Here is a 21,982-nt window from a genome sequence, read left to right as displayed (position 1 = left end):
ATGGCTTTTTTAAGCGTCATTATTGCTGCGCATAACGCTGAAGCTACGCTGCACGCCACGCTTTCAAGCCTGCTGGCAGCAACCGATCAGGATACTGAAGTCATTATTTTCAATGACAGTTCTGAGGATGCCACGCAGGCAATAATTGAAGAGTGGTCGCCGAAATTTCCTCAGATCATAACGCGCACCGTGAACTTTCGTAACGTAGGCCGGGTAAGAAACAGCGCTGTCGCGCTGGCATCGGGTGAGTATATTACGATGCTCGACAGTGACGATTGCTTAAAGCCGGGCAGCCTCAGGGACGCAATGGCCTACCTGAAAGCGCAACGTCCGGATATGTTACTGACACGTTTGCTTGAGATTCGCGATCCCCGGAGAATGACTTCAGACTGGCAGGGATTTAATCCTGTGCCATTGTCACAACATGAAGCAATTACTCGTTTCTTACGTCATAAAGACTTTCAGGCACATCTCATTGGCCAGTTTATTCATCGTAGCCTTTATGAGAAAAATCCCATACCTCCGATGTTATGTTATGAGGATTTCGCTGTCTTCCCGGGAATGTTGATGCAATCGAGCAAAATAGCCTATCAACGCCAGGGGCATTATTATTACATCAAGCGTCGCGACAGTTTGTCGAGCAGTCTGGACGCCAGCAAAATTTCAACGCTTGTCGAATGCACGTTACAGATGGAAAGAACATTTCCGTCACGCTACAAACATCTCGTCAATTGCCACTGGTTTGATATTTACAGCAACCATCGGAAATATCTTACAGGTCAGCAGCTCAAAACCGTTAAGTCACGAGTAACAGCACTTTATTCTTTATCATTTTTCTTATCCAGCGATGTTCGCTTCAGCTATAAAAAAAGGGTTATTGAGGCATTATGGAAAAAATAAAGTTAAAAACTTACCAGTTAACACTCGCATTGAGCCTTATCTCTTTAGCTCTTGTCCTTGTTAATTCAGGGAAACAACGAGAGTTTTTCTATATTGCAATATATGCAAGTATCTTGGGTTTGGTGTTTGAGTATAAAAAAATCTCCTGGCATCCTTTTAGTATCGCCTATCCTATTATGCTGGTAGGATTACTTAACCTTATTTGGTATGTCACTTATGAATTGCATAATGAGGGATTAAACGCATACAGTGATTATCTTGGATCGAGTAAAAAATTAATTCTGGCAAGCCTTTTGATTTTTTACCTTGACCGTTTCAAAAATTATGTAACAAAAGATAATTTTGTGAAATACTTCTTAATTAGTACAGCTGTAGGTTATACCCTTGCCACAGCTTATGGCTTTTATCAGGCTGTACAAGGTATTAATCGCGTAGAGATGGCTATAAACCGTCCAACTATCGCAGCGTATGTATATTCTGTTCTATCATTAGCCTTTGTTTACAGCTTATACCTAAAGAAGAATGTGAAATTATACCTTCTGGCAGGCGTCGTAGTCCTGATATCTTTCTTCGTGATTCTTTTGACTGCCACGCGTGCCGCCATGGGCCTTTACCTGTTAATGGCTATTATTCTTACACTTTATCATTTCCGAAAAATTCACCTTAAATCATTAATGATTTTTTTATGCATCGTTACAGGGATCATAGCCGTAAGCTATAAACCATTGATTTCTCCTAAAATTCAACAAACAGTGACTGAGATAACTAAATATCAGAAAGGGCATGATGCAACTTCTCTGGGGGCTCGTTTTTCGATGTGGAACGTGGGTCTTATGACTGGCATTGCGCATCCACTGGGACAGTCTATTGAAAGCAGGGAATCATGGGTTCGAAATTATGTCGCAAATGGACATCAACATGTTGCAGCAGCGCTCGGTTACATTCGAATTCATTTGCACAATGAATTTATTGAAAAATATTCACTGCAAGGCATTCCTGGACTGCTAATTTTATGCTTCTTTTTTATTTCGATAATAGCTTACTCTATTAGAAGTAAAAACGGTTTGCTGCTGACGTCGATGCTTCTTTTGCTTTTGTATGGACTGACGGATGTCATACTGCTCAGTTCAGAGGCCTTAATCTTCTTTATGATTTTGTTTGCGCTAAGTACACCTTTCTCACAAACAAAGCAGCAATAACAAATATGCCCGCCTGGCGGGCATAACTATTTTTTGTACTTGTAAAACTCCGCCAGCGTCATCCCCACGGTCTTATCTGATAACCAGGTAAAGAGCTGCTCCAGATCCTGATACAGCCCCTCAATCGCGGCCTCGTCTTTAAAAGTAGGGCTCCCGCCAGGCATAAATTCCGACGAATGCAGCATGAACTCCACGTAGTCATTTCCCTGAGCCAGGCACTGCTGCGCCACCTTAATCATCTCCGCCGCATTTCCTCCGGACGGGCGTAACCAGTTAACTGACGGAGAACGGTATTTACCGCGTAGACGATCATAACCCTGCTTCAGGGAATTCAGCCATGCCGGGTGTTTATACTGGATGCTCATCGGTACTTCGAGGAGAGGGCTGTTTCCCGGCCGGGAAATGTCGTCTACGTCCAAAAAGTAGGCACGATCGGGAAAATGCTGGTAATTCGTTCCGCCATTACCCTGCGGAGCGCCTTTCGCGTTGCGCCAGTTCACGCGCGGCGTAACGGAACAATCTACCTGATACCCCAGCTCAATCAGCAACTGGGCGTAACGGCTGTCGAATGCCCAGCGCCCGGCGCGATGGCTGAGCATTTTTGTCTGGAAAGTCTCTTCCAGTAAGCGGGTCATGAAGAGCACTTTCTCACGCATGACCTCGTCTGAAAACTCAATCAGATAAGGCTGCCAGCGCCAGTCATCACCGGTCAGATCGTGCTCCGGAGGGCTGTTCCAGGCATGGAGATGCATTCCCACCTCACCCTGGCCGCGGGCTATGACCTCTTTCGCGAACTCAATGAATACCGGTTCGACTGCCATCTCGTAGTTGGTCAGCCAGACAGGCTTAAAGCCGAAGCGTTCACAAAGCGCCTGAAACCGCGCCAGGTAGCGCGCGTTTTCCGTTTTGATCACCCGGTGGTTCTGCCAGAGATTATCCCCTTCGGTATCGATCGTGATGATAAACGCTGGTTTTTTCATAATGAGCCCGCAAGACAAAATAGTTAGCGCTATGTTACGCACGCCCGAAAGCAGGAGTAAACCCTTCCAGGGAAATTCCTGACATTATGGAGAAAGAGTGCAAGTCGTTACCAGGTCTATTAGAATTGCCAATAGTACAACGCCGATAAGATGATGATGAATAACTTACCTGACACGCCTGATTTGCGCATTTTACTGATCAAACTTCGCCATCATGGCGACATGTTACTCACCACCCCCGTCATCAATTCATTACGCCAGAAATGGCCTGAAGCCCAAATCGACGTGCTTCTCTATGAAGAGACGCGAGACATGCTCGCCGCGCATCCGGCAATCGGGACGATCTATGGTATCGATCGTAAATGGAAGCAGCTGGGGACGCTGAAGCACCTGCAAAAAGAGTGGCAGTTGCTTCGTGCTTTACGCGCTCAGCATTATCATCTGGTGATCAATCTTGCCGATCAGTGGCGCAGCGCGATTGTTACCCGCTTCACCGGTGCACCGGTTCGGCTCGGGTTCGCTTTTAACAAGCGCAATAATGCCTTCTGGCGTTTTTGTCACAGTGAACTGGTCTCGGTCGCCAGCCATCAGTCGTTGCACACCGTTGAACAAAATCTCTCCATACTGTCAGCGCTGCCGGTAATGGCCAACCCTACCGTGACCATGGCTTACAGCGCGGATGACTGGCGCCATGCTCACCAAAAGCTGTCGCAAAAGGGCGTGGGAGACCGCTACATCGTTATTCAACCCACTTCACGCTGGTTCTTTAAGTGCTGGGATGAAGGCAAAATGGCGCAAACTATCGCCGCGTTGCAGCAGGACGGCCACACTATCGTCCTCACGGCGGGACCGGATAAGAAAGAGCTGGCGATGATTGACCGCATTCTTGCCGCCTCCCCGCAGACGGGTGTTGTATCGCTGGCAGGGCAGTTAACCCTGCGCCAGCTGGCCTCGCTAATCGATCACGCGATCCTGTTCATTGGCGTTGACTCCGTACCCATGCACATGGCCGCCGCTCTTCAGACGCCCTGCGTGGCGCTGTTTGGCCCGTCAAAATTGACGTTCTGGTCGCCATGGCAGGTTAACGGAGAGGTCATCTGGGCAGGTAACTACGGCCCGCTTCCCAACCCTGACGCCATTGATACAAAAACGACGGAACGTTATCTCGACGCCATCCCCGTTGATACTGTCGTCTCCGCCGCAAGGAGATACCTGCAATGAAGCTTCATCGTCTGGCCATTGTGCGCCAAAAATATCGTCCGGATGGGGGAGCAGAACGTTTTGTCTCCAGGGCACTTACCGCGCTGAGCAATCAAAATCTTGAGCTCAACGTCATCACCCGCGAGTGGCAGGGCGAAAAGCAGGACGACTGGCATATTCATATTTGCGATCCCCGAAAGTGGGGCCGTATCAGCCGTGAGCGCGGCTTTGCACACGCCGCGCGCGCGCTGTGGCAGCAACAGCAGTTTGATATTGTCCAGAGCCACGAACGTATTCCGGGCTGCGATATTTACCGCGCCGGGGATGGTGTACATCGACGCTGGCTGCTACAGCGTACGCGTATTCTTCCCGCCTGGCGCGCGAAGCTGCTTATGCACGATCGCTATCACCGCTACGTGATGCACGCAGAACGTGAAATGTACCAGGCTCCCGAGTTGAAAGCCGTTATCTGTAATGCGGAGATGATCAAGCGCGAAATCGTCGAAGACTTTGATATTGACGCAAAAAAGATACATGTGATTTATAATTCAATAGATTCCAGCCGCTTCGTTCCGGCAGAAGAGAGACAACGCGCTGTACTGCGTCAGCAATTTGGCTTACCCGCTGATGCCGTCATTTTCTGCTTCGTGGGTTCAGGGTTTGAACGCAAGGGGCTGGCAAGCGCTATTCGGGCTATAGCAGGAACCTCGGCGTGGCTGGTTGTGGTCGGTCAGGATAAAGCGGAAAGCCGTTATCGCGACCTCGCCCGTTCATTAGGCTGTGAGGGGCAAATCCGTTTCCTGGGGATGCAAAAAGAGACGCTGCCATTTTATCAGCTTTCTGATGGTTTACTGCTGCCGACGCTGTATGATCCTTTCCCTAACGTCATACTTGAAGCAATGGCCTGTGGATTGCCCGTCATTACGTCAGAGAGTTGCGGTGGTTCAGAATTTATTGAGCAAGGCCAGAACGGGTTTTACTGTGATGCACTTGATATCCACACATTGAAGGAGGCCGTCATGTCCATCCCTTCACTGGAAAAAAATAACAATATGGGGCTTGCGGCGCGTGAACGCGTCAGAGAAGCAACCCCTGAAAAACTATCAAGTCAGCTTATTTCGCTTTATCAAAAATTACTGGATTAATAATGCGCATCCTAATGATTATTGATGGTTTACCCGGTGGAGGAGCCGAAAAGACGGTTCTTACCCTCTCCAGCGGACTGACAGAACTGGGGCATCAGGTCACCCTTTTCTCCTTACGGAAGGTGTGCGACTACGCCATTCCGGAAGGCATCGGTTTTCAGGTTGTGCAGGATACCTGTAAAAAACCCTGGCGGAAGCTGACCGAGATCCCGCGTCGCGCCCGTTTGCTGGATCGCGCCATCGAGCAGGCAGAACACAGCGGTAAATTTGACGTCGTGTTCTCACATCTGCATAAAACCGACCGTATCGTGGCGCACAGCCGCGTGCTGGATCGGGATAAGGTCTGGTTCTGCGTACACGGGATGTTCTCCTTCTCCTATTTGCGCCATCGCAGCGGGCTTTCTCGCTGGTTTAAGCATTATAAAATTCGTCATACCTATGAAAACCGCAACGTGGTGGCGGTTTCTGGCGCCGTGCTGCACGATCTGTCTGAAGTACTCGCGATTCCCCTGCGGCGCAAAGCGGTTATCCATAACCCCTTTGATATCCCTGAAATTCAGCGTCTGGCGGAAGCGCCCTTTGAGATGCAGGGGCAGGATTACATTATCCATGTTGGCCGTTTTCATGAACACAAACGTCACGACAGGCTGCTGCGGGCGTTCGCGCTGAGCAAGATCGACGCATCGCTGGTGTTGATGGGCAAAGGTTCTGACGCGAAAATAAATCAGCTCAAACAGCTTGCCGCTAAGCTGGGAATTGAAAACAAGATCGTCTTCCGCCCGTTCGAAACCAACCCCTACCCGTGGATCAAAGGGGCACGCCTTTTAGTGTTAAGTTCCGACTGCGAAGGTTTTGGTAATGTACTGGTAGAGTCCATTATCTGTCAGACCCCACCGGTGAGTACAAACTGCCCTGGCGGCCCTGCTGAGATCCTTACTGGCCCCCTGGCGCGTGGTCTGACAGCGTTAACCGACGAATCACTGGCGAAAACACTGGCAGAACTGTATGCCTCTCCGCCGGTTGTTGATCGCGAAACGATCGCATCGTTCGGTATCAACGCCATTTGCCAGCAATACATTGCTTTGGTCGACAACCAAAAATAATCAGGTTTCATATGCAAAATTCAGCGCCTTTATTAAGCGTGGTGGTGGCCGTTTATAACGGTGAAGCTTTTCTCGATCAGTTCTTTACCTGCCTTGTAAATCAACACATCGACAGTATGGAAGTCATCATCGTGAATGACGGTTCCACTGACCGCTCGATGCAGATTGTCGAAAAATGGCGCGAAAAGCTGCCAAAGATGCAGGTTATTGAACAACCTAATCAGGGCGTGTCCATCGCGCGTAATACTGGCCTGGCCGTTGCGACCGGGCAGTATCTCTCTTTCCCGGATATTGATGATGTCTTCAAACCCGGCATGTACCAGCGTCTGCTGGATATGGCCGTCACGCAGAACCTGGATGTCGCCACCTGCAATGGCAACTACGTCTGGGAAAATAACAAAAAACCGTCTCGCCCTATCTTCCCTGAAGATAAGCTCGCCTCAACGGGCGTCATGAATGGCGCGGCATGGTTAAAAAAGGCGCTGGATTCACGTAAGTTCCTGCATGTGACCTGGCTGAATATCTATCGTCACGATTTTATTCGTCAGCACGGCTTCCGTTTCGAGCCAGGCCTGCGCCATCAGGATATCCCGTGGACGACTGAGGTGCTGCTTGCCGCGGAACGCGTTCAGTACACCAGCGAACGCTTTTACGACTACTACATTCACTCCGCCTCGGTATCGCACACCCCGGATAATGACGACACGCTGATTCGCTCTGCGCGCCATTATATGAAGATCCTGAAGATGCTTGATGCCATTAACCAGCGCTACCCGGATAAAGTGAAAAATATCCCGGCCTGTTACTGGCAAATCGCTAAAGAGGGTCTGGGAATTATTCATACCTTCGACAACATGAAGGATGAGGCGAAGAAATCAATGATAATCAAAGAGTTCTTCGACACCGGGATCTGGAAGCTCATCTGGAAAAGTGCCAAAAGCCCGCGTTTGCGCTGGCGCCTGGGCCGGCGCTACTTCCGTTTAAAACGGTATCTGGCATAAGAGATAGCTTTAGCACGCTTAAATGCTTAGAATTTCCCGGCCGAAACTAAAAAAACGGATAATCGCTTGGAATTGTTGTATACCGCCCTGCTCTACATCATTCAGCCACTGGTGTGGCTGCGACTGTTGCTTCGTAGCCGTAAAGCGCCTGCGTACCGTAAACGCTGGGCCGAACGTTATGGCTACTGCCGCAATAAAGTGGCGCCGGACGGTATTCTGCTGCATTCCGTGTCAGTCGGGGAAACGCTGGCCGCCATTCCACTGGTGCGTGCCCTGCGCCACCGTTATCCGTCACTGCCCATCACCGTCACCACGATGACGCCAACCGGCTCAGAGCGCGTGATGTCTGCCTTCGGTAAAGACGTGCATCACGTCTACCTGCCGTACGATCTCCCCTGCGCCATGAACCGTTTCCTGAATACCGTGCGCCCTAAACTGGTGATCGTCATGGAAACCGAACTGTGGCCGAATATGATTTCCGCCCTGCATGCCCGTAAAATTCCTTTGGTTATCGCCAACGCGCGTCTGTCGGAACGCTCGGCGAAAGGGTATGGCAAGCTGGGTAAATTTATGCGTCGCCTGCTCAGCAAAATCACGCTGATCGCCGCGCAGAACGAAGAAGATGCCTCGCGCTTTATCGCCCTCGGCCTGAAGCGCAACCAGCTTGCGGTCACGGGTAGCCTGAAGTTCGATATTTCCGTCACCCCTGAACTCGCCGCCCGTGCGGTAACGCTGCGTCGTCAGTGGGCGCCGCGTCGCCAGGTCTGGATTGCCACCAGCACCCATGATGGCGAAGAAGCCATTATTCTTCAGGCTCACCGCCAGCTGCTGGAAAAATTCCCTGATTTACTGCTGATTCTGGTTCCTCGCCATCCTGAGCGTTTTAAAGATGCCCGCGAGATGGTGCAAAAAGGCGGTTTCAGCTTCACCCTGCGCAGCAGCGGCGAAATCCCCTCTGGCAGCACGCAGGTGGTGATTGGCGATACGATGGGCGAACTGATGCTGCTGTACGGGATCGCCGATCTTGCATTCGTTGGCGGAAGCCTGGTGGAGCGCGGTGGTCATAACCCGCTGGAGCCAGCAGCCCACGCCATCCCCGTACTGATGGGGCCACACACGTTTAACTTCAAAGATATCTGCGCGAAATTGCAGCAAGCCGATGGCTTAATCACCGTGACCGACGCGGATTCGGTGGTCAAAGAGGTCTCTACCCTTCTGACTGACGAAGATTACCGCCTGTGGTACGGTCGTCACGCCGTTGAAGTCCTGCATCAGAACCAGGGCGCACTGACCCGTCTGCTGCAACTTCTGCAACCTTACCTGCCGCAGCGGAGCCACTAATGTCAACGCGTCTGTCGGTCGTGATGATCGCCAAAAACGCCGCCGACCTGCTTCCGGATTGCCTGGCCTCTGTTGCCTGGGCTGACGAAATCGTCATTCTCGACTCCGGAAGTACGGACAACACGGCGGACGTTGCCCGTGCAGCCGGGGCAAAAGTCTTTACCGACACCGACTGGCAGGGCTACGGTATTCAGCGCCAGCGTGCGCAGGGTTACGCCACGGGCGATTACGTGTTGATGATCGATACCGATGAGCGCGTCACCCCGGAACTCCGACAGGCCATTCAAACGGTGCTTGCCGCGCCACAGCCCGGCGCGGTCTACAGTATCGCGCGTCGTAACTATTTCCTGGGCCGCTTTATGCGCCACAGCGGCTGGTACCCCGACCGCGTGATGCGCCTCTATGCGCGCGAGCGTTATCAGTACAACGACAACCTGGTCCATGAATCTCTGGCCTGCGATAGCGCTCAGGTCATCCCTCTGACGGGCGATCTGCTTCATCTGACCTGCCGCGATTTCGCCAGCTTCCAGCGGAAACAGCTGAACTATGCCACCGCCTGGGCGCAGGAGCGGCATACGCGCGGCAAGAAGGCCACGCTGACCGGCATCTTCACCCACACGCTGGGCGCGTTTCTGAAAACGCTGCTGCTGCGTGGCGGCGTGCTGGACGGCAAACAAGGCTGGTTACTGGCCGTAGTGAATGCCCAGTATACTTTCAACAAATACACCGAGCTGTGGGCGCTGAACCGCGGCTACTCAGAGAAAACGTGAGCCATGAGCACAAAAGCGATTTATCCGGGTACCTTCGATCCGATCACTAACGGTCATCTTGATATCATCACCCGTGCGGCGTGTATGTTCGACAAGGTGATTCTGGCCATTGCCGCCAGCCCGAGCAAAAAGCCGATGTTCGACCTGAACGAACGCGTGCAGCTTGCCACCGATGCGATTTCGCATCTGTCGAATGTTGAGGTCGTCGGATTCAGCGACTTGATGGCAAACTTTGCCCGTGACCGGCAGGCCAATATCCTGATCCGCGGTCTTCGCGCGGTAGCAGACTTCGAATATGAGATGCAGCTGGCACACATGAACCGCCATCTGATGCCGGAGCTGGAGAGCGTATTCCTGATGCCCTCCAAAGAGTGGTCCTTCATCTCTTCCTCACTGGTGAAAGAGGTGGCGCGCCATCACGGGGACGTTACCCACTTCCTGCCGGTTAACGTCCACCAGGCGTTGATGGAAAAGCTAAAGTAACCCTACTTCTGGCACTGACGGCAGTAAAACGTGGCGCGCTGAGCGTGCTTCGTGGCAATAATCGGCGTCCCGCAGGCTCTGCACGGCTCACCCTTACGGCCATAAACCTGCAACTCCTGCGCAAAATAGCCCGGCTTCCCGTCGCTTTGCAGGAAATCCTTCAGCGTCGTCCCGCCCTGCTCAATTGAGCGCAGCAGTACCGCTTTAATTACTCTGACCAGCAGCTCGCACTCCTGCGCCGACAGCGAGGAGGCCAGCCGATCGGGATGGATCCCGGCGGCAAACAACGATTCGCTGGCATAGATATTTCCCACGCCCACCACCAGCTTGTTATCCATCAGCCAGGGTTTAATCGGGGTTTTCTTTTTCGCGCACTTCTCTTTGAGATAATCCGCGTTAAACGCCTCTGACAGCGGCTCAGGTCCGAGATGCGCCAGCACGTTGTGTCCTTCCAGCTCTTTGGTCCACAGCCATGCGCCAAAGCGACGCGGGTCGGTGTAACGCAGCACTTTGCCGTTACTCATCACCAGATCAACGTGGTCGTGCTTTTCCGCAGGCAACTCTTCGGTGAGGATGCGCAAGCTTCCCGACATGCCCAGATGGATAATGATCCAGCCGTCAGGCAGCTCCAGCAGCAGGTATTTCGCGCGGCGCTGCACGCTCAGGACGGGTTTGTCGCTTAACGCGTGGATCTCATCGGACACCGGCCAGCGCAGACGCCCGTTGCGAACGACAGCATGAAGAATAGTCGCGCCAACCAGATGGGGCTCAATGCCGCGGCGGCTGGTCTCTACCTCTGGTAATTCAGGCATGGTTCCTCCGTTGAGATGCAGAATGCAAAAAACCCCGCAGTTGCGGGGTTTTTCAATACAAGGAGACTAAAATTATTTGATTTTAGCTTCTTTGTACAGTACGTGCTGGCGTACAACTGGATCGAATTTTTTCAGTTCCAGTTTTTCCGGCTTAGTACGTTTGTTCTTCGTGGTGGTGTAGAAGTGACCTGTACCAGCAGAAGAAACCAGCTTGATTTTCTCGCGAATACCTTTAGCCATGATTTATTTCCTCTTTAAGTACTTAGTACTTTTCGCCACGGGCACGCAGTTCGGACAGAACTGTATCGATGCCTTTCTTATCGATTACACGCATACCTTTAGCAGATACGCGCAGGGTGACAAAACGCTTCTCGCTCTCAACCCAGAAACGGTGAGAGTGCAGGTTCGGCAGGAAACGGCGTTTAGTCGCGTTCAGTGCGTGGGAACGGTTGTTACCGGTCACCGGACGCTTGCCAGTAACTTGGCAGACTCGGGACATGTCTATTCTCCAAAAATCAAATTAGCTCGAGCTTCGTATGGGGTATCGGCGCCTCGTCAGGCTTTACAGCCCGGTCATCGCATAGTTCTATTGAACTCTCGATTGCCAGGCCCAAATGCCAAACCCGAGATTCTCAAAGGTGGCGTAGTATACGCTGACTCGGCGGTGTGCTCAAGTCCCGAACAGACAAAGATCCCGATGGATCGCGAGAAAAGGCCTAAATCCAGCCACGTTCGGCAAAAGAAATGTACTCTCCGCGGCCAATTATCAGATGGTCCAGCACACGAATGTCCATGAATTGACAGCATTTGATAATACGTTCGGTAATTGCTTTGTCAGCTCTGCTTGGTTCTGCACAGCCAGAGGGGTGATTATGCGCGAGGATCACGCCGGCTGCATTCACTTTTATCGCTTCCCGCACAATTTCACGCGGATGCACCTCAACGTGACTCAATGTTCCCGAAAAAAGGCGGGTATGTTTCAGTACCCGGTTTTTGTTGTCGAGAAAGATCACCATAAAGATCTCCCGCTCCAGATCGGAGAGCTGGCTTTGCAGAAATTCGCGGGTCATGTCGGGGGTGAGGATCGGGTCTTCTTCCTCCATACGCACGTTGTAAAATCGCCGGGCCAGCTCGGCAATGCCCCGTAACTGGGCATATTTCGCCACGCCAATGCCCTCAACGTGCGTAAACGCCTCCAGCTCAGCGGTCAGCAATCCATACAGTGAACCGAAATGGTCTATCAGTTCTTTCGCCAGCGTAAATACCGTTTTCCCCGGCGTGCCTGTGCGTAAAAAGAGCGCCAGCAGCTCGTCGTCCTTTAACAACGTGACGCCATGACGCAGCATTTTTTCACGCGGTAGCAGCAGTTCAGTCTCTTCCATGCCCGGCCTCCTTCTGTTTGCCATTATGCTGCCACAGGCAAATTCGGGGTTCGACGCTGGCATTTCGTTCTTGCGTAACGCCTCGCAAAGTGAATTAAGGACATCATCACCCCGTTTTAGGGATTGTGATAAAATGCCCGCTCTCTGGTGAAACCCAACAGGAAAGAATCATGATGAGCCTGGCCGGTAAAAAAATCGTTCTTGGCGTCAGCGGCGGTATTGCTGCCTATAAAACGCCAGACCTGGTGCGCCGTTTGCGCGAGCGCGGGGCCGACGTACGGGTCGCGATCACCGAAGGCGGCAAAGCCTTTATCACCCCCCTGAGCCTGCAAGCCGTCTCGGGATACCCGGTATCCGACAGCCTGCTCGACCCGGCGGCCGAAGCCGCAATGGGCCACATTGAGCTGGGGAAATGGGCCGATCTGGTTATCCTTGCCCCCGCCACGGCAGATTTAATTGCCCGCGTGGCAGCCGGTATGGCGAACGATCTGGTAACGACCATTTGCCTCGCAACGCCTGCGCCCGTCGCGGTTGTGCCCGCAATGAACCAGCAGATGTACCGCAACGCCGCTACCCAGCATAATCTGGACACGCTGGCCTCGCGCGGCCTGCTGATTTGGGGACCGGACAGTGGCAGCCAGGCCTGCGGCGACGTTGGGCCAGGGCGTATGCTCGACCCATTGACGATTGTTGATATGGCCGCCGCCCATTTCTCGCCTGTCAACGATCTGCAACATCTCAACATCATGATTACCGCGGGCCCCACGCGCGAGCCGCTGGATCCGGTGCGTTACATCACCAACCACAGCTCCGGCAAAATGGGCTTTGCGATTGCTGCCGCGGCAGCCAAACGCGGCGCGAACGTCACGCTAGTGAGCGGCCCGGTGTCGCTTACCACCCCTGCGTTTGTGCAGCGTATTGATGTAACGACCGCGCTGGAAATGGAAGCCGCCGTACAGGCACATGCTCAACAGCAGCATATTTTTATCGGCTGTGCGGCCGTCGCTGATTACCGCGCCGAAACCATTGCCGACGCTAAAATTAAAAAGCAAGGTGATGAATTAACAATAAAAATGGTGAAGAACCCGGATATCGTTGCCGGTGTCGCCGCATTGAAAACTCATCGACCTTACGTTGTTGGGTTTGCCGCAGAAACGAATAATGTGGAAGAATATGCCCGGCAAAAACGTACCCGCAAAAACCTCGATTTGATTTGCGCGAACGACGTATCGCTGTCCACGCAAGGATTTAACAGCGACAGCAACGCATTGCACCTTTTCTGGCAGGATGGAGATAAAGTCTTACCGCTTGAGCGCAAAGAACTCCTGGGCCAACACTTACTGGACGAGATCGTTACCCGTTATGATGAAAAAAATCGACGTTAAGATTCTGGACCCGCGCGTTGGTGAGCAATTTCCGCTGCCAACGTATGCCACCTCCGGCTCTGCCGGTCTTGACCTGCGCGCCTGTCTCGATGACGCCGTAGAACTGGCGCCAGGTGCAACGACCCTGATCCCGACCGGGCTGGCGATTCACATTGCTGACCCGTCACTGGCAGCGGTGATCCTGCCGCGCTCTGGCCTGGGCCATAAGCATGGCGTCGTGCTGGGTAACCTGGTCGGCCTGATCGATTCTGACTATCAGGGTCAGCTGATGGTATCCGTCTGGAACCGTGGCCAGGACAGCTTCACCATTGAGCCGGGCGAGCGTATCGCGCAGATGGTGTTTGTACCGGTGGTGCAGGCAGAATTTAATCTGGTGGCAGACTTCGACGCAACCGACCGTGGCGAAGGCGGCTTCGGCCATTCCGGGCGCAAATAACTGCCCGACAAACACGCATCTCACAGCGCCATAATGCAATAACAAACCGCAAACGTCAGTTTGCGGGTCGCTGTGTGGTTGCCAGCCTGACAAGTGCTTATTTTCAGGGGTATTTTGTAACATGGCAGAAAAACAAACCGCGAAAAGGAATCGTCGCGAAGAAATACTTCAATCTCTGGCTCTGATGCTTGAATCCAGCGACGGCAGTCAACGCATCACCACCGCAAAACTGGCGGCCTCTGTGGGCGTGTCAGAGGCGGCGCTGTATCGTCATTTCCCGAGCAAAACCCGGATGTTTGACAGCCTGATCGAGTTTATCGAAGACAGCCTGATCACGCGCATCAACCTGATTCTGAAGGATGAAAAAGACACCAGCACGCGTCTGCGTCTGATTGTGCTGCTGATTCTGGGCTTTGGTGAACGTAACCCGGGTCTGACCCGTATTCTGACCGGCCACGCGCTGATGTTTGAACAGGATCGTCTGCAAGGCCGTATAAACCAGCTTTTTGAGCGTATCGAAGCCCAGCTTCGTCAGGTTCTGCGCGAGAAGAAAATGCGGGAGGGCGAGGGATATAATACGGATGAAACCCTGCTGGCAAGCCAGATCCTGGCATTTTGCGAAGGGATGCTCTCCCGGTTTGTGCGCAGCGAGTTTAAATATCGACCAACGGACGATTTTGACGCCCGCTGGCCGTTAGTGGCTGCTCAGTTACAGTAACGCCATCGCCGGATGGCGGCTTCGCCTTATCCGGCCTACGAACGGGTAGGCCCGGTAAGCGTAGCGCCACCGGGCAATTGAATTATACGCCAAACTCTTCGCGGTATTGACGCACCGCCGCCAGATGATCAGCCATCTCAGGCTTCTCTTCCAGATACGCAATCAGGTCTTTCAGCGTGATAATCGACGTGACCTTGCAGCCATAATCGCGCTCCACTTCCTGAATAGCAGAGATGTCGCCGCGCCCGCGCTCCTGACGATCGAGCGAAATCAGCACACCCGCAAGCGTTGCGCCGTTAACCTGGATAATCTCCATCGATTCACGGATCGCGGTACCTGCGGTGATCACGTCATCCACCAGCATCACGCGCCCCTGCAACGCACTGCCTACCAGATTGCCGCCTTCACCGTGGGTTTTGGCCTCTTTACGGTTAAAGCAGTACGGTACGTCGCGGTCATGGTGCTCCGCCAGCGCTACCGCCGTGGTGGTTGCGATTGGAATGCCTTTGTACGCGGGGCCAAAAAGCAGGTCGAAATCAATCCCGGAATCCACCAGCGCTTCGGCATAGAAGCGGCCTAACAGTGCCAGGTCGCGCCCGGTATTAAACAGTCCGGCGTTGAAGAAATACGGGCTTTTACGCCCGGATTTCAGCGTGAACTCGCCAAACTTAAGTACCTGCTTGTTAAGCGCAAACTCAATAAACTGGCGCTGATACGATTTCATGGATTTGCTCCTTTGTCTTTTCAGTCTTACAGGCAAAAAAAAGGCGACTCATTGGTCGCCTTAAAATCAATTTTCTAACGCCGCTTTCTGCGTCGCTACAATAGATTCGATTCCCCCTCGGGCCAACGCCAGCAAGGTGAGCAGTTCTTCGTGGGTGAATGGCTCGCCTTCTGCCGTACCCTGCACTTCAATGATGCGACCATCTTCGGTCATCACCACGTTCATGTCGGTTTCTGCGGCAGAATCTTCAACGTATTCCAGATCGCAAAGCGCCTCGCCGTTAACGATACCAACGGAGACAGCAGCAACCATCCCTTTCATTGGGTTGGTTTTCAGCTTACCGGCGGCAACCAGCTTGTTCAGGGCATCTGCCAGCGCCACACAGGCACCGGTAATAGAGGCCGTACGCGTGCCACCATCGGCCTGGATCACGTCGCAGTCCAGCGTGATGGTGAACTCACCCAGCGTTTTCAGGTCAACCGCGGCGCGGAGCGCACGCGCGATCAGGCGCTGGATCTCCATAGTACGGCCGCCCTGCTTACCTTTTGCCGCTTCACGGGCATTACGGGTATGGGTTGCGCGCGGCAACATACCGTATTCGGCGGTGATCCACCCCTGGCCCTGACCTTTCAGGAAGCGAGGCACGCCCTCTTCAATGGACGCGGTGCAAAGCACCTTGGTGTCACCAAACTCAACCAGCACGGAGCCTTCAGCGTGTTTTGTATAGTTACGGGTCAGGGTGACGGGACGCACCTGGTTGGCGCTACGACCTGCTGGACGCATGATGGATTCTCCGGCTTGAAACGAATGTGGCTGCGCATTATACGGATAAAGGACGCTTATTCCTATCCTGAGAAGCCCCTGAAAGCTATAATCCCCCCATCTCTCCTTTAAAAACGGGAATGTCTATGATCCGCAGTATGACCGCCTACGCCCGGCGTGAAATCAAGGGTAGCTGGGGTAGCGCTACCTGGGAAATGCGCTCGGTAAACCAGCGCTATCTGGAAACGTATTTCCGTATGCCGGAACAGTTCCGCAGCCTGGAGCCTGTGGTGCGTGAGCGTATCCGTACGCGTCTGACCCGCGGGAAAGTGGAATGTAATTTGCGTTTTGAGCCCGATGCCAGCGCACAGGGCGAACTGATCCTGAACGAAAAGCTGGCAAAACAGCTGGTTAATGCGGCGAACTGGGTCAAAATGCAAAGCGATGAAGGCGAGATCAACCCGGTTGATATTCTGCGCTGGCCTGGCGTGATGGCCGCCGGAGAGCAGGATCTGGACGCGATTACCGCTGAAATCCTGGCTGTACTCGACGGCACGCTGGACGACTTTATCGTTGCCCGCGAAACCGAAGGCCAGGCGCTGAAAGCGATGATTGAGCAACGCCTTGAAGGCGTGAGCGCCGAAGTCGCTAAAGTGCGCGCTCATATGCCAGAAGTGCTGCAATGGCAGCGTGAGCGTCTTGTCGCCAAACTGGAAGAGGCGGAAGTTCAGCTAGAAAACAACCGTCTGGAACAAGAGCTGGTGCTGATGGCGCAGCGTGTGGACGTGGCTGAAGAGCTGGATCGTCTGGAAGCGCACGTTAAAGAGACCTACAACATTCTGAAGAAGAAAGAAGCGGTAGGCCGCCGTCTCGACTTTATGATGCAGGAGTTCAACCGCGAGTCGAACACGCTGGCGTCTAAGTCTATCAATGCAGAGGTAACCAATTCAGCGATTGAGCTGAAGGTCCTGATTGAGCAGATGCGCGAGCAGATCCAGAATATCGAGTAATTCCTTTCAGGGTGGTGTTGCCTCGCACACCACCCATTACTTTTTCTAATCCTTATTTAGCCTTACTTTCTTTTCCTCCCGCCTTATCACAAGCCCGCCAGGCATGCGTTGATAAATTTCTGTAGGGCAAACCCCCTCGCCTTAGAAAATCTCAATCGTGATCTTCCGCACAAATCGCTAATCTCCTCCTCTTCATTCCGGAGGGTTTATGCTGCTTCACATTCTCTATCTTATTGGCATTACCGCAGAAGCCATGACCGGCGCGCTCGCTGCCGGACGTCGCCGTATGGACACCTTCGGCGTGATTATTATTGCCACGGCCACCGCGCTCGGCGGCGGGTCCGTGCGCGATATCCTGCTTGGCCATTATCCGCTCGGCTGGGTCAAAAACCCTGAGTACGTCATTATCGTGGCAACGGCAGCCGTGCTAACCACGATTGTGGCCCCGGTGATGCCTCATCTGCGCCGCGTGTTCCTGGTGCTGGATGCGCTTGGGCTGATTGTTTTTTCCATCATTGGCGCACAAATCGCTCTCGATATGGGTGAAGGCCCGGTTATCGCCACCATTGCTGCCGTGATCACGGGCGTGTTTGGCGGGGTGCTGCGGGATATGTTCTGCAAACGTATCCCGCTGGTTTTCCAGAAGGAACTGTATGCCGGCATCTCCTTTGCCGCGGCAGTGCTTTATGTCGCCTTGCAGCACTATGTCACCAGCCACGATGTGGTGGTTATCTCCACCCTGCTGTTTGGCTTCACCGCGCGTATGCTGGCATTGCGCCTTAAGCTGGGCCTGCCCGTTTTTCATTACAAACACAATGCGCATTAATGTCAGAACGGGCAGGCGCCGGATAATCAGTTACTCGAGTAGTTGTAACCGTAGTGATGATAGCCGTAGCCGTAAGCGTTGCTTGCCCGCTTAACGACGCCGTTGAGAATCACCCCTTTGGTATTGACGCCACTCTGCTCCAGACGCTGTACACAGACCAGCATCTCCTTCACGCTGTTCATCCCGAAGCGGGCGACCAGCAGCGTGGTGCCTGCGCGACGGCCGACAACAGCCGCGTCGGTGACCGCCAGGATCGGTGGCGTATCGATAATCACCAGATCGTAGCGTTCATTCGCCCAGTCCAGAAGCTGCTGGAAACGCGTATGCATCAGAAGCTCCGCCGGATTAGGGGGGATCTGCCCGCGCACGATGGTATCGAACCCGCCTTTATCGAAGGTCTGAACGCCCTGGGTATACTCCGCCTTACCGGACAACATCTCCGATAAGCCGCAGGTATTGTCGAGCTTAAACAGATCATGGGCATACCCGCGACGCATATCCGCATCAATATAGAGCACTTTCTGGCCCGCCTGCGCCACGACGGCCGCCAGGGTACTGCTGACAAAGGTTTTACCGCTGTCAGGCGTGGCGCCAGAGATCATCAGTATATTGTTCGCTGACTCCATCATCGCAAAATGCAGACTGGTGCGCAGGCCGCGAATCGCCTCCACGGAGAGATCGACCGGGTTATCCGCCGCCAGGAAGGGGATATGTTTGGTCTTATGGCGCAGCCCTGAGGACATAAAGTCTTTTTTGCGCAAACGCATCTTTTTAGCCAGCCATTCCGACAGCGGTACGGTGGCATAGACGTTAATCCCGTGCTCCTCCAGCTGCTCCGGCGTTTCAATGCCCATACGCAGCATACTGCGCGCCAGGATCCAGCCCACAGAGACGAACAGACCCAGGAGAACCCCCAGAACGACGACCAGCGCTTTTTTCGGCTTGACTGGCTGCGGCCGGGTCACGGCCGGATCGATAATGCGGACGTTACCAATTGCGCTCGACCGGGCGATGCTCAGCTCCTGTTCGCGGTTAAGCAGCTGCTGGTAGATAACGCGTCCCGACTCCACATCACGGCTCAGGCGCAACACCTCCTGCTGGGTCGACGGCATGGACGATACCCGTTTATTCAGGCGGTTTTTTTCCTGCTCCAGCGTCTGGCGTTTCTCAATCAGCGCCCGGTAGGTGGGGTGATCTTTTTTGTAGAGCTGCGAAATTTCCGCTTCCCGGAAGGTCAGTTCATTGAGCTGATTGTCCGCATTTACAATCTGCTCCAGCACCGCTTTTGCCTCCAGGTTCAGGTCAACGGAGTCATTTTGCTGGCGATAGCGGTTGAGCTTCTCCTCGGCCTGGTCCAGCTCGCTGCGCACCTGCGGAAGCTGCTGCTTCAAAAATTGCAGGCTTTTCGCATCCTGCGCCGCCTGGCGAGCCACGTTCTGTTGTAAATAGTTATCGGCGATGCAGTTAAGCACGCGCGCCATCTCATCGGGATCTTCCCCCGTGATGGTCAGGCCAAGCATCCCACTGTCCTTGCTGCGCTCGCTCACGGAAAAACGCAGCTGTAGCGCGTCAATGGCCTCCAGCTCGCTCAGCTGTGTAATCGTAAATTGCGTACCCGGCTTCGCCTGGATAGCGGCAATGGTAATGGCGATATTCGCCGCGCTCAGCGGCTGTCCCACGACGCCCTGTAACGTCACGTTATCGCCTTCCAGCTGATAGTGGCCCTTCTCGCCGACGGTCAGCGTCAGCTTTTGCGCCCGGCCCGCGACAGGGGGAAGATTGAGCATACGGATATCGACGATGCCAGGCTGTTGCCCGGTGAGCCGCGCCCAGCCGCGTCCGACAAGGGGAAAATAGTTTTCACTTACCTGCGTGCGCAGGTTCAGGTCATCAATCGTTTTACCGAGGATCATGCGCGACTGGAGAAGCTGAAGCTCCGGCGCCGACTCAGGCGAGGAGTCAGGGATGAACTCGCTAAGGTTACTGAGTAGCGCGTTGCCCTGCTTCTGTTCCACCTGTATCAGCGCATCGGCCTGATAAACTGGTGTGGCAAAGAGCGCATAAAGCAGTGCCGCCAGCGTGAACAGCGCGGTAAGGATGAGAATAAATTTTCGATGGTCGAGCAGCTCACCCAACAGGCGCACCAGATCGATCTCGTTATTCGCGGCAGACGCATCATGGGCGTGAAGGTTATTTGTTGACATAAAACGTAACTATCCCGTGTGATTAACTGAGCCGTTTCGCCCATTCCAGACTGGCCTGCTCCAGCAGCCCATAAACATATTCAAATGCGTCCCGGTTTTTACGGTAGGGGTCCGGGATCTCTTTTCTGCCCGTCCAGTGACCAAAGAGCATCATTTTGCCGCGCGCCTCCGGTGCGATAGCCGTGACCTGCTCGATATGTTCCAGCTCCATCGCCAGAATCAGATCGTAGTCGCGCACCATGGCGGCGGTGAGCCTGCGCGCCACGTGGCCCTCAAGCAGGGTGCCGCGTTCGGCGGCGATCTCTGTCGCCTGTGAATCGGCGGTGCGCCCTTCCAGGCCACAAATTCCCGCTGAATCGACCCGGGCGGCGGGAAGCAGCCGGCGCAGCAGCCGTTCCCCAATGGGAGAACGGCAGATATTGCCGGTACAGATCACCAGGATGGCGTTAAACGTTAGTTTGGCCATGTTCTGATATATCTCCCTGTTTCAGTCAGGTCATGTACGCCGGTAATGGTCGGCACAAGCTGAGAGATCACGCGGTTCCAGCGCACCAGCGGCGCGGTGGTGACATAGACGATGTCGTAAGGCTCAAGCTGAAATTCGGTGCTCAACACCATCGCGGTGGCATCCCGGGCGTTAAGCTGGTAGACGTTGGCGATTTTGCCGTTCTGCTTGCCCTGCAACGGACGAATCACAAAGATCCCTGTGGCGTCGGCCATATCCTGATTTACGCCCTGCGCATTACCCAGCGCTTCCGCCAGCGTCATGCCGCTACGGTCCATCTTCAGGGTGCTCTGTTTACCCACCTCGCCCATGACAAACACTTTCAGGTCGTCATTACGGGGAATGAAGAGAATATCGCCCGGATAGAGGAGTTTGTTCTGGGTGAGATCGCCGCGCTGCATCAGCGCGTAGAGAGAAATGTGCGTGTCCTGGCCGTTATGGGTCAGCACCACGTGGCGCCAGTCCGCCTCCGACGTCAGGCCGCCTGCCGCATTGATCGCATCCATTATGGTCAGCGGAATGTTAGTGATGGGCTGCTGGCCCGACTTAGCCACTTCGCCCGTCACGTAGGCTTTTTGCGAGCGGAACGCCGCGACGCTGACATCCACCTGCGGGCTCTCAATCACCGAGTCCAGCCGGGCGGCGATCTCATCGCGCACCTGGGCCAGCGTTTTGCCGACGACGCGGATTTTGCCGATATAGGGGTAGAAGATCGTGCCATCGGCATTCACCCAGTTGCCCGTATCGCTGGCGCTACGGTACTGACCTGCGGGGGTGGTCAGCTCCGGGTGGTCCCAGACGGTAACCATCAGCACGTCGCCGACGCCGATGCGATATTGGTAGTTCTGAAGCTGGCGATCCAGTTCAGGATTCGCGCGGGAGTCGACTTTGCCAGGCAGCAACTGCTCCACCAGCCCCGGCGTGAGCGGATAGACGTTGACCATCTTATTCAGATCGTAATTGCTGTCAGGCAGATCGATAATATCTTTGCCCTGGGTGCGAAGTCCCTGGCCCGGTACGATAGTACAACCGCTTAACGCCATCATAGCCAACGCAAGCACGGAAAATTTAACGTTTTTCATTCAGGAAAATCATC

Annotated in this window: 24 protein-coding genes; 14 read left to right on the top strand and 10 right to left on the bottom strand. The window is 53.8% G+C overall.

Features of this window, described 5'->3' with window-relative positions; genetic code table 11:
• Entirely contained in the window at positions 1 to 900 is a 900-nt protein-coding gene (locus L463_RS17810) for a glycosyltransferase family 2 protein (protein ID WP_023295718.1), read from the top strand.
• A complete protein-coding gene (locus L463_RS17815) occupies positions 888 to 2,099 on the top strand; it encodes an O-antigen ligase family protein (protein ID WP_023295717.1) in 1,212 nt (403 codons plus the stop codon). Before L463_RS17810 ends, L463_RS17815 begins: the two co-directional genes overlap by 13 nt.
• A gap of 26 nt (positions 2,100 to 2,125) precedes the next feature.
• Here the strand turns inward: L463_RS17815 and L463_RS17820 are convergent, their stop codons facing one another.
• Positions 2,126 to 3,079 carry a polysaccharide deacetylase family protein gene (locus tag L463_RS17820; RefSeq protein WP_023295716.1) on the bottom strand — a complete coding sequence of 318 codons (954 nt, stop codon included), beginning with the start codon at positions 3,077 to 3,079 and terminating at the stop codon, positions 2,126 to 2,128.
• Between the two features lie 150 nt (positions 3,080 to 3,229).
• Between L463_RS17820 and rfaQ the strand changes: the two genes are divergently transcribed.
• The 7 genes from rfaQ (at position 3,230) to coaD (ending at position 10,122) form a co-directional block, all read left to right on the top strand.
• Positions 3,230 to 4,300: a putative lipopolysaccharide heptosyltransferase III gene (gene rfaQ, locus L463_RS17825; RefSeq protein ID WP_074130415.1), complete on the top strand. Its 1,071-nt coding sequence runs from the start codon at positions 3,230 to 3,232 to the stop codon at positions 4,298 to 4,300.
• Positions 4,297 to 5,424: a glycosyltransferase family 4 protein gene (locus L463_RS17830; protein WP_015570036.1), complete on the top strand. Its 1,128-nt coding sequence runs from the start codon at positions 4,297 to 4,299 to the stop codon at positions 5,422 to 5,424. The genes rfaQ and L463_RS17830 overlap by 4 nt, the downstream gene beginning before the upstream one ends.
• Before the next feature lie 2 nt (positions 5,425 to 5,426).
• Positions 5,427 to 6,527, top strand: coding sequence for a glycosyltransferase (locus tag L463_RS17835; protein ID WP_032103916.1), 1,101 nt, complete (start codon positions 5,427 to 5,429; stop codon positions 6,525 to 6,527).
• An 11-nt stretch (positions 6,528 to 6,538) separates the two neighbouring features.
• The gene (locus L463_RS17840; RefSeq protein ID WP_023302883.1) at positions 6,539 to 7,528 is read left to right on the top strand and encodes a glycosyltransferase; all 990 of its coding nucleotides are present in this window, start codon (positions 6,539 to 6,541) and stop codon (positions 7,526 to 7,528) included.
• A gap of 66 nt (positions 7,529 to 7,594) precedes the next feature.
• Positions 7,595 to 8,869 (top strand): lipid IV(A) 3-deoxy-D-manno-octulosonic acid transferase, encoded by a 1,275-nt coding sequence (waaA, locus tag L463_RS17845; RefSeq protein WP_023295712.1) that lies wholly within the window; start codon positions 7,595 to 7,597, stop codon positions 8,867 to 8,869.
• The gene (locus L463_RS17850) at positions 8,869 to 9,639 is read left to right on the top strand and encodes a glycosyltransferase family 2 protein (RefSeq protein ID WP_015570039.1); all 771 of its coding nucleotides are present in this window, start codon (positions 8,869 to 8,871) and stop codon (positions 9,637 to 9,639) included. Before waaA ends, L463_RS17850 begins: the two co-directional genes overlap by 1 nt.
• Before the next feature lie 3 nt (positions 9,640 to 9,642).
• Positions 9,643 to 10,122, top strand: coding sequence for a pantetheine-phosphate adenylyltransferase (gene coaD / locus L463_RS17855; RefSeq protein WP_015570040.1), 480 nt, complete (start codon positions 9,643 to 9,645; stop codon positions 10,120 to 10,122).
• 2 nt (positions 10,123 to 10,124) lie between these two features.
• Here coaD and mutM read toward each other — a convergent pair whose 3' ends face one another.
• The 4 genes from mutM to radC form a co-directional block, all read right to left on the bottom strand.
• Complete coding sequence (gene mutM / locus L463_RS17860; protein ID WP_003860879.1) at positions 10,125 to 10,934, bottom strand: bifunctional DNA-formamidopyrimidine glycosylase/DNA-(apurinic or apyrimidinic site) lyase; 810 nt, start codon at positions 10,932 to 10,934, stop codon at positions 10,125 to 10,127.
• 72 nt (positions 10,935 to 11,006) lie between these two features.
• Entirely contained in the window at positions 11,007 to 11,174 is a 168-nt protein-coding gene (gene rpmG, locus L463_RS17865) for a 50S ribosomal protein L33 (RefSeq protein ID WP_003024094.1), read from the bottom strand.
• A 22-nt stretch (positions 11,175 to 11,196) separates the two neighbouring features.
• On the bottom strand, positions 11,197 to 11,433 hold the full coding sequence (gene rpmB, locus L463_RS17870; protein ID WP_002436699.1) for a 50S ribosomal protein L28: 237 nt from the start codon (positions 11,431 to 11,433) through the stop codon (positions 11,197 to 11,199).
• A gap of 217 nt (positions 11,434 to 11,650) precedes the next feature.
• Positions 11,651 to 12,316 (bottom strand): RadC family protein, encoded by a 666-nt coding sequence (gene radC, locus L463_RS17875; RefSeq protein ID WP_006812419.1) that lies wholly within the window; start codon positions 12,314 to 12,316, stop codon positions 11,651 to 11,653.
• 173 nt (positions 12,317 to 12,489) lie between these two features.
• On the opposite strand from radC, the gene coaBC reads away from it, so the two are divergent.
• The 3 genes from coaBC to slmA all read left to right on the top strand — a co-directional run bounded on the left by coaBC (position 12,490) and on the right by slmA (position 14,855).
• Entirely contained in the window at positions 12,490 to 13,701 is a 1,212-nt protein-coding gene (gene coaBC / locus L463_RS17880) for a bifunctional phosphopantothenoylcysteine decarboxylase/phosphopantothenate--cysteine ligase CoaBC (RefSeq protein WP_168728665.1), read from the top strand.
• Positions 13,679 to 14,137 carry a dUTP diphosphatase gene (dut, locus tag L463_RS17885; RefSeq protein ID WP_015570042.1) on the top strand — a complete coding sequence of 153 codons (459 nt, stop codon included), beginning with the start codon at positions 13,679 to 13,681 and terminating at the stop codon, positions 14,135 to 14,137. Before coaBC ends, dut begins: the two co-directional genes overlap by 23 nt.
• A 121-nt stretch (positions 14,138 to 14,258) precedes the next feature.
• Entirely contained in the window at positions 14,259 to 14,855 is a 597-nt protein-coding gene (gene slmA / locus L463_RS17890; RefSeq protein ID WP_003860901.1) for a nucleoid occlusion factor SlmA, read from the top strand.
• An 82-nt stretch (positions 14,856 to 14,937) separates the two neighbouring features.
• Here the strand turns inward: slmA and pyrE are convergent, their stop codons facing one another.
• Both pyrE and rph read right to left on the bottom strand, forming a co-directional pair.
• Positions 14,938 to 15,579 carry an orotate phosphoribosyltransferase gene (gene pyrE / locus L463_RS17895; protein WP_023295709.1) on the bottom strand — a complete coding sequence of 214 codons (642 nt, stop codon included), beginning with the start codon at positions 15,577 to 15,579 and terminating at the stop codon, positions 14,938 to 14,940.
• 66 nt (positions 15,580 to 15,645) lie between these two features.
• Complete coding sequence (rph, locus tag L463_RS17900; protein WP_015570044.1) at positions 15,646 to 16,362, bottom strand: ribonuclease PH; 717 nt, start codon at positions 16,360 to 16,362, stop codon at positions 15,646 to 15,648.
• Between the two features lie 125 nt (positions 16,363 to 16,487).
• Here rph and L463_RS17905 point away from each other — a divergent pair, with 125 nt between their 5' ends.
• Entirely contained in the window at positions 16,488 to 17,351 is an 864-nt protein-coding gene (locus L463_RS17905; protein WP_032673086.1) for a YicC/YloC family endoribonuclease, read from the top strand.
• Between the two features lie 208 nt (positions 17,352 to 17,559).
• Positions 17,560 to 18,177 (top strand): trimeric intracellular cation channel family protein, encoded by a 618-nt coding sequence (locus L463_RS17910; RefSeq protein WP_015570045.1) that lies wholly within the window; start codon positions 17,560 to 17,562, stop codon positions 18,175 to 18,177.
• A gap of 26 nt (positions 18,178 to 18,203) precedes the next feature.
• Here the strand turns inward: L463_RS17910 and etk are convergent, their stop codons facing one another.
• From etk to L463_RS17925, 3 genes are read right to left on the bottom strand one after another with little or no spacing between them, the layout of a single operon-like run.
• Positions 18,204 to 20,381, bottom strand: coding sequence for a tyrosine-protein kinase (gene etk, locus L463_RS17915; RefSeq protein ID WP_023302881.1), 2,178 nt, complete (start codon positions 20,379 to 20,381; stop codon positions 18,204 to 18,206).
• Positions 20,382 to 20,403: 22 nt separating this feature from the next.
• Entirely contained in the window at positions 20,404 to 20,847 is a 444-nt protein-coding gene (locus L463_RS17920; RefSeq protein WP_023295706.1) for an arsenate reductase/protein-tyrosine-phosphatase family protein, read from the bottom strand.
• A complete protein-coding gene (locus L463_RS17925; protein ID WP_023295705.1) occupies positions 20,835 to 21,968 on the bottom strand; it encodes a polysaccharide export protein in 1,134 nt (377 codons plus the stop codon). The genes L463_RS17920 and L463_RS17925 overlap by 13 nt, the downstream gene beginning before the upstream one ends.
• Positions 21,969 to 21,982 lie beyond the last annotated feature (14 nt).

This window comes from Enterobacter sp. BIDMC 27 (assembly GCF_000534415.1).
GTDB lineage: Bacteria > Pseudomonadota > Gammaproteobacteria > Enterobacterales > Enterobacteriaceae > Enterobacter > Enterobacter hormaechei_C.
The sequence above is the reverse complement of the archived record's forward strand: the minus strand, read 5'-3'. Positions and strand labels throughout refer to the sequence as shown.

Excerpts from the sequence above, each read along its gene's own strand:
- L463_RS17830 (WP_015570036.1), top strand. The coding sequence starts at position 4,297 with ATGAAGCTTCATCGTCTGGCCATTGTGCGCCAAAAATATCGTCCGGAT.
- L463_RS17905 (WP_032673086.1), top strand. The coding sequence starts at position 16,488 with ATGATCCGCAGTATGACCGCCTACGCCCGGCGTGAAATCAAGGGTAGC.
- L463_RS17820 (WP_023295716.1), bottom strand. The coding sequence starts at position 3,079 with ATGAAAAAACCAGCGTTTATCATCACGATCGATACCGAAGGGGATAAT.
- L463_RS17815 (WP_023295717.1), top strand. The coding sequence starts at position 888 with ATGGAAAAAATAAAGTTAAAAACTTACCAGTTAACACTCGCATTGAGC.
- rfaQ (WP_074130415.1), top strand. The coding sequence starts at position 3,230 with ATGATGATGAATAACTTACCTGACACGCCTGATTTGCGCATTTTACTG.
- mutM (WP_003860879.1), bottom strand. The coding sequence starts at position 10,934 with ATGCCTGAATTACCAGAGGTAGAGACCAGCCGCCGCGGCATTGAGCCC.
- coaBC (WP_168728665.1), top strand. The coding sequence starts at position 12,490 with ATGAGCCTGGCCGGTAAAAAAATCGTTCTTGGCGTCAGCGGCGGTATT.
- rpmG (WP_003024094.1), bottom strand. The coding sequence starts at position 11,174 with ATGGCTAAAGGTATTCGCGAGAAAATCAAGCTGGTTTCTTCTGCTGGT.
- coaD (WP_015570040.1), top strand. The coding sequence starts at position 9,643 with ATGAGCACAAAAGCGATTTATCCGGGTACCTTCGATCCGATCACTAAC.
- L463_RS17850 (WP_015570039.1), top strand. The coding sequence starts at position 8,869 with ATGTCAACGCGTCTGTCGGTCGTGATGATCGCCAAAAACGCCGCCGAC.
- slmA (WP_003860901.1), top strand. The coding sequence starts at position 14,259 with ATGGCAGAAAAACAAACCGCGAAAAGGAATCGTCGCGAAGAAATACTT.
- L463_RS17910 (WP_015570045.1), top strand. The coding sequence starts at position 17,560 with ATGCTGCTTCACATTCTCTATCTTATTGGCATTACCGCAGAAGCCATG.
- L463_RS17840 (WP_023302883.1), top strand. The coding sequence starts at position 6,539 with ATGCAAAATTCAGCGCCTTTATTAAGCGTGGTGGTGGCCGTTTATAAC.
- L463_RS17925 (WP_023295705.1), bottom strand. The coding sequence starts at position 21,968 with ATGAAAAACGTTAAATTTTCCGTGCTTGCGTTGGCTATGATGGCGTTA.
- radC (WP_006812419.1), bottom strand. The coding sequence starts at position 12,316 with ATGGAAGAGACTGAACTGCTGCTACCGCGTGAAAAAATGCTGCGTCAT.
- etk (WP_023302881.1), bottom strand. The coding sequence starts at position 20,381 with ATGTCAACAAATAACCTTCACGCCCATGATGCGTCTGCCGCGAATAAC.
- L463_RS17920 (WP_023295706.1), bottom strand. The coding sequence starts at position 20,847 with ATGGCCAAACTAACGTTTAACGCCATCCTGGTGATCTGTACCGGCAAT.
- rpmB (WP_002436699.1), bottom strand. The coding sequence starts at position 11,433 with ATGTCCCGAGTCTGCCAAGTTACTGGCAAGCGTCCGGTGACCGGTAAC.
- L463_RS17810 (WP_023295718.1), top strand. The coding sequence starts at position 1 with ATGGCTTTTTTAAGCGTCATTATTGCTGCGCATAACGCTGAAGCTACG.
- dut (WP_015570042.1), top strand. The coding sequence starts at position 13,679 with ATGATGAAAAAAATCGACGTTAAGATTCTGGACCCGCGCGTTGGTGAG.
- pyrE (WP_023295709.1), bottom strand. The coding sequence starts at position 15,579 with ATGAAATCGTATCAGCGCCAGTTTATTGAGTTTGCGCTTAACAAGCAG.
- rph (WP_015570044.1), bottom strand. The coding sequence starts at position 16,362 with ATGCGTCCAGCAGGTCGTAGCGCCAACCAGGTGCGTCCCGTCACCCTG.
- L463_RS17835 (WP_032103916.1), top strand. The coding sequence starts at position 5,427 with ATGCGCATCCTAATGATTATTGATGGTTTACCCGGTGGAGGAGCCGAA.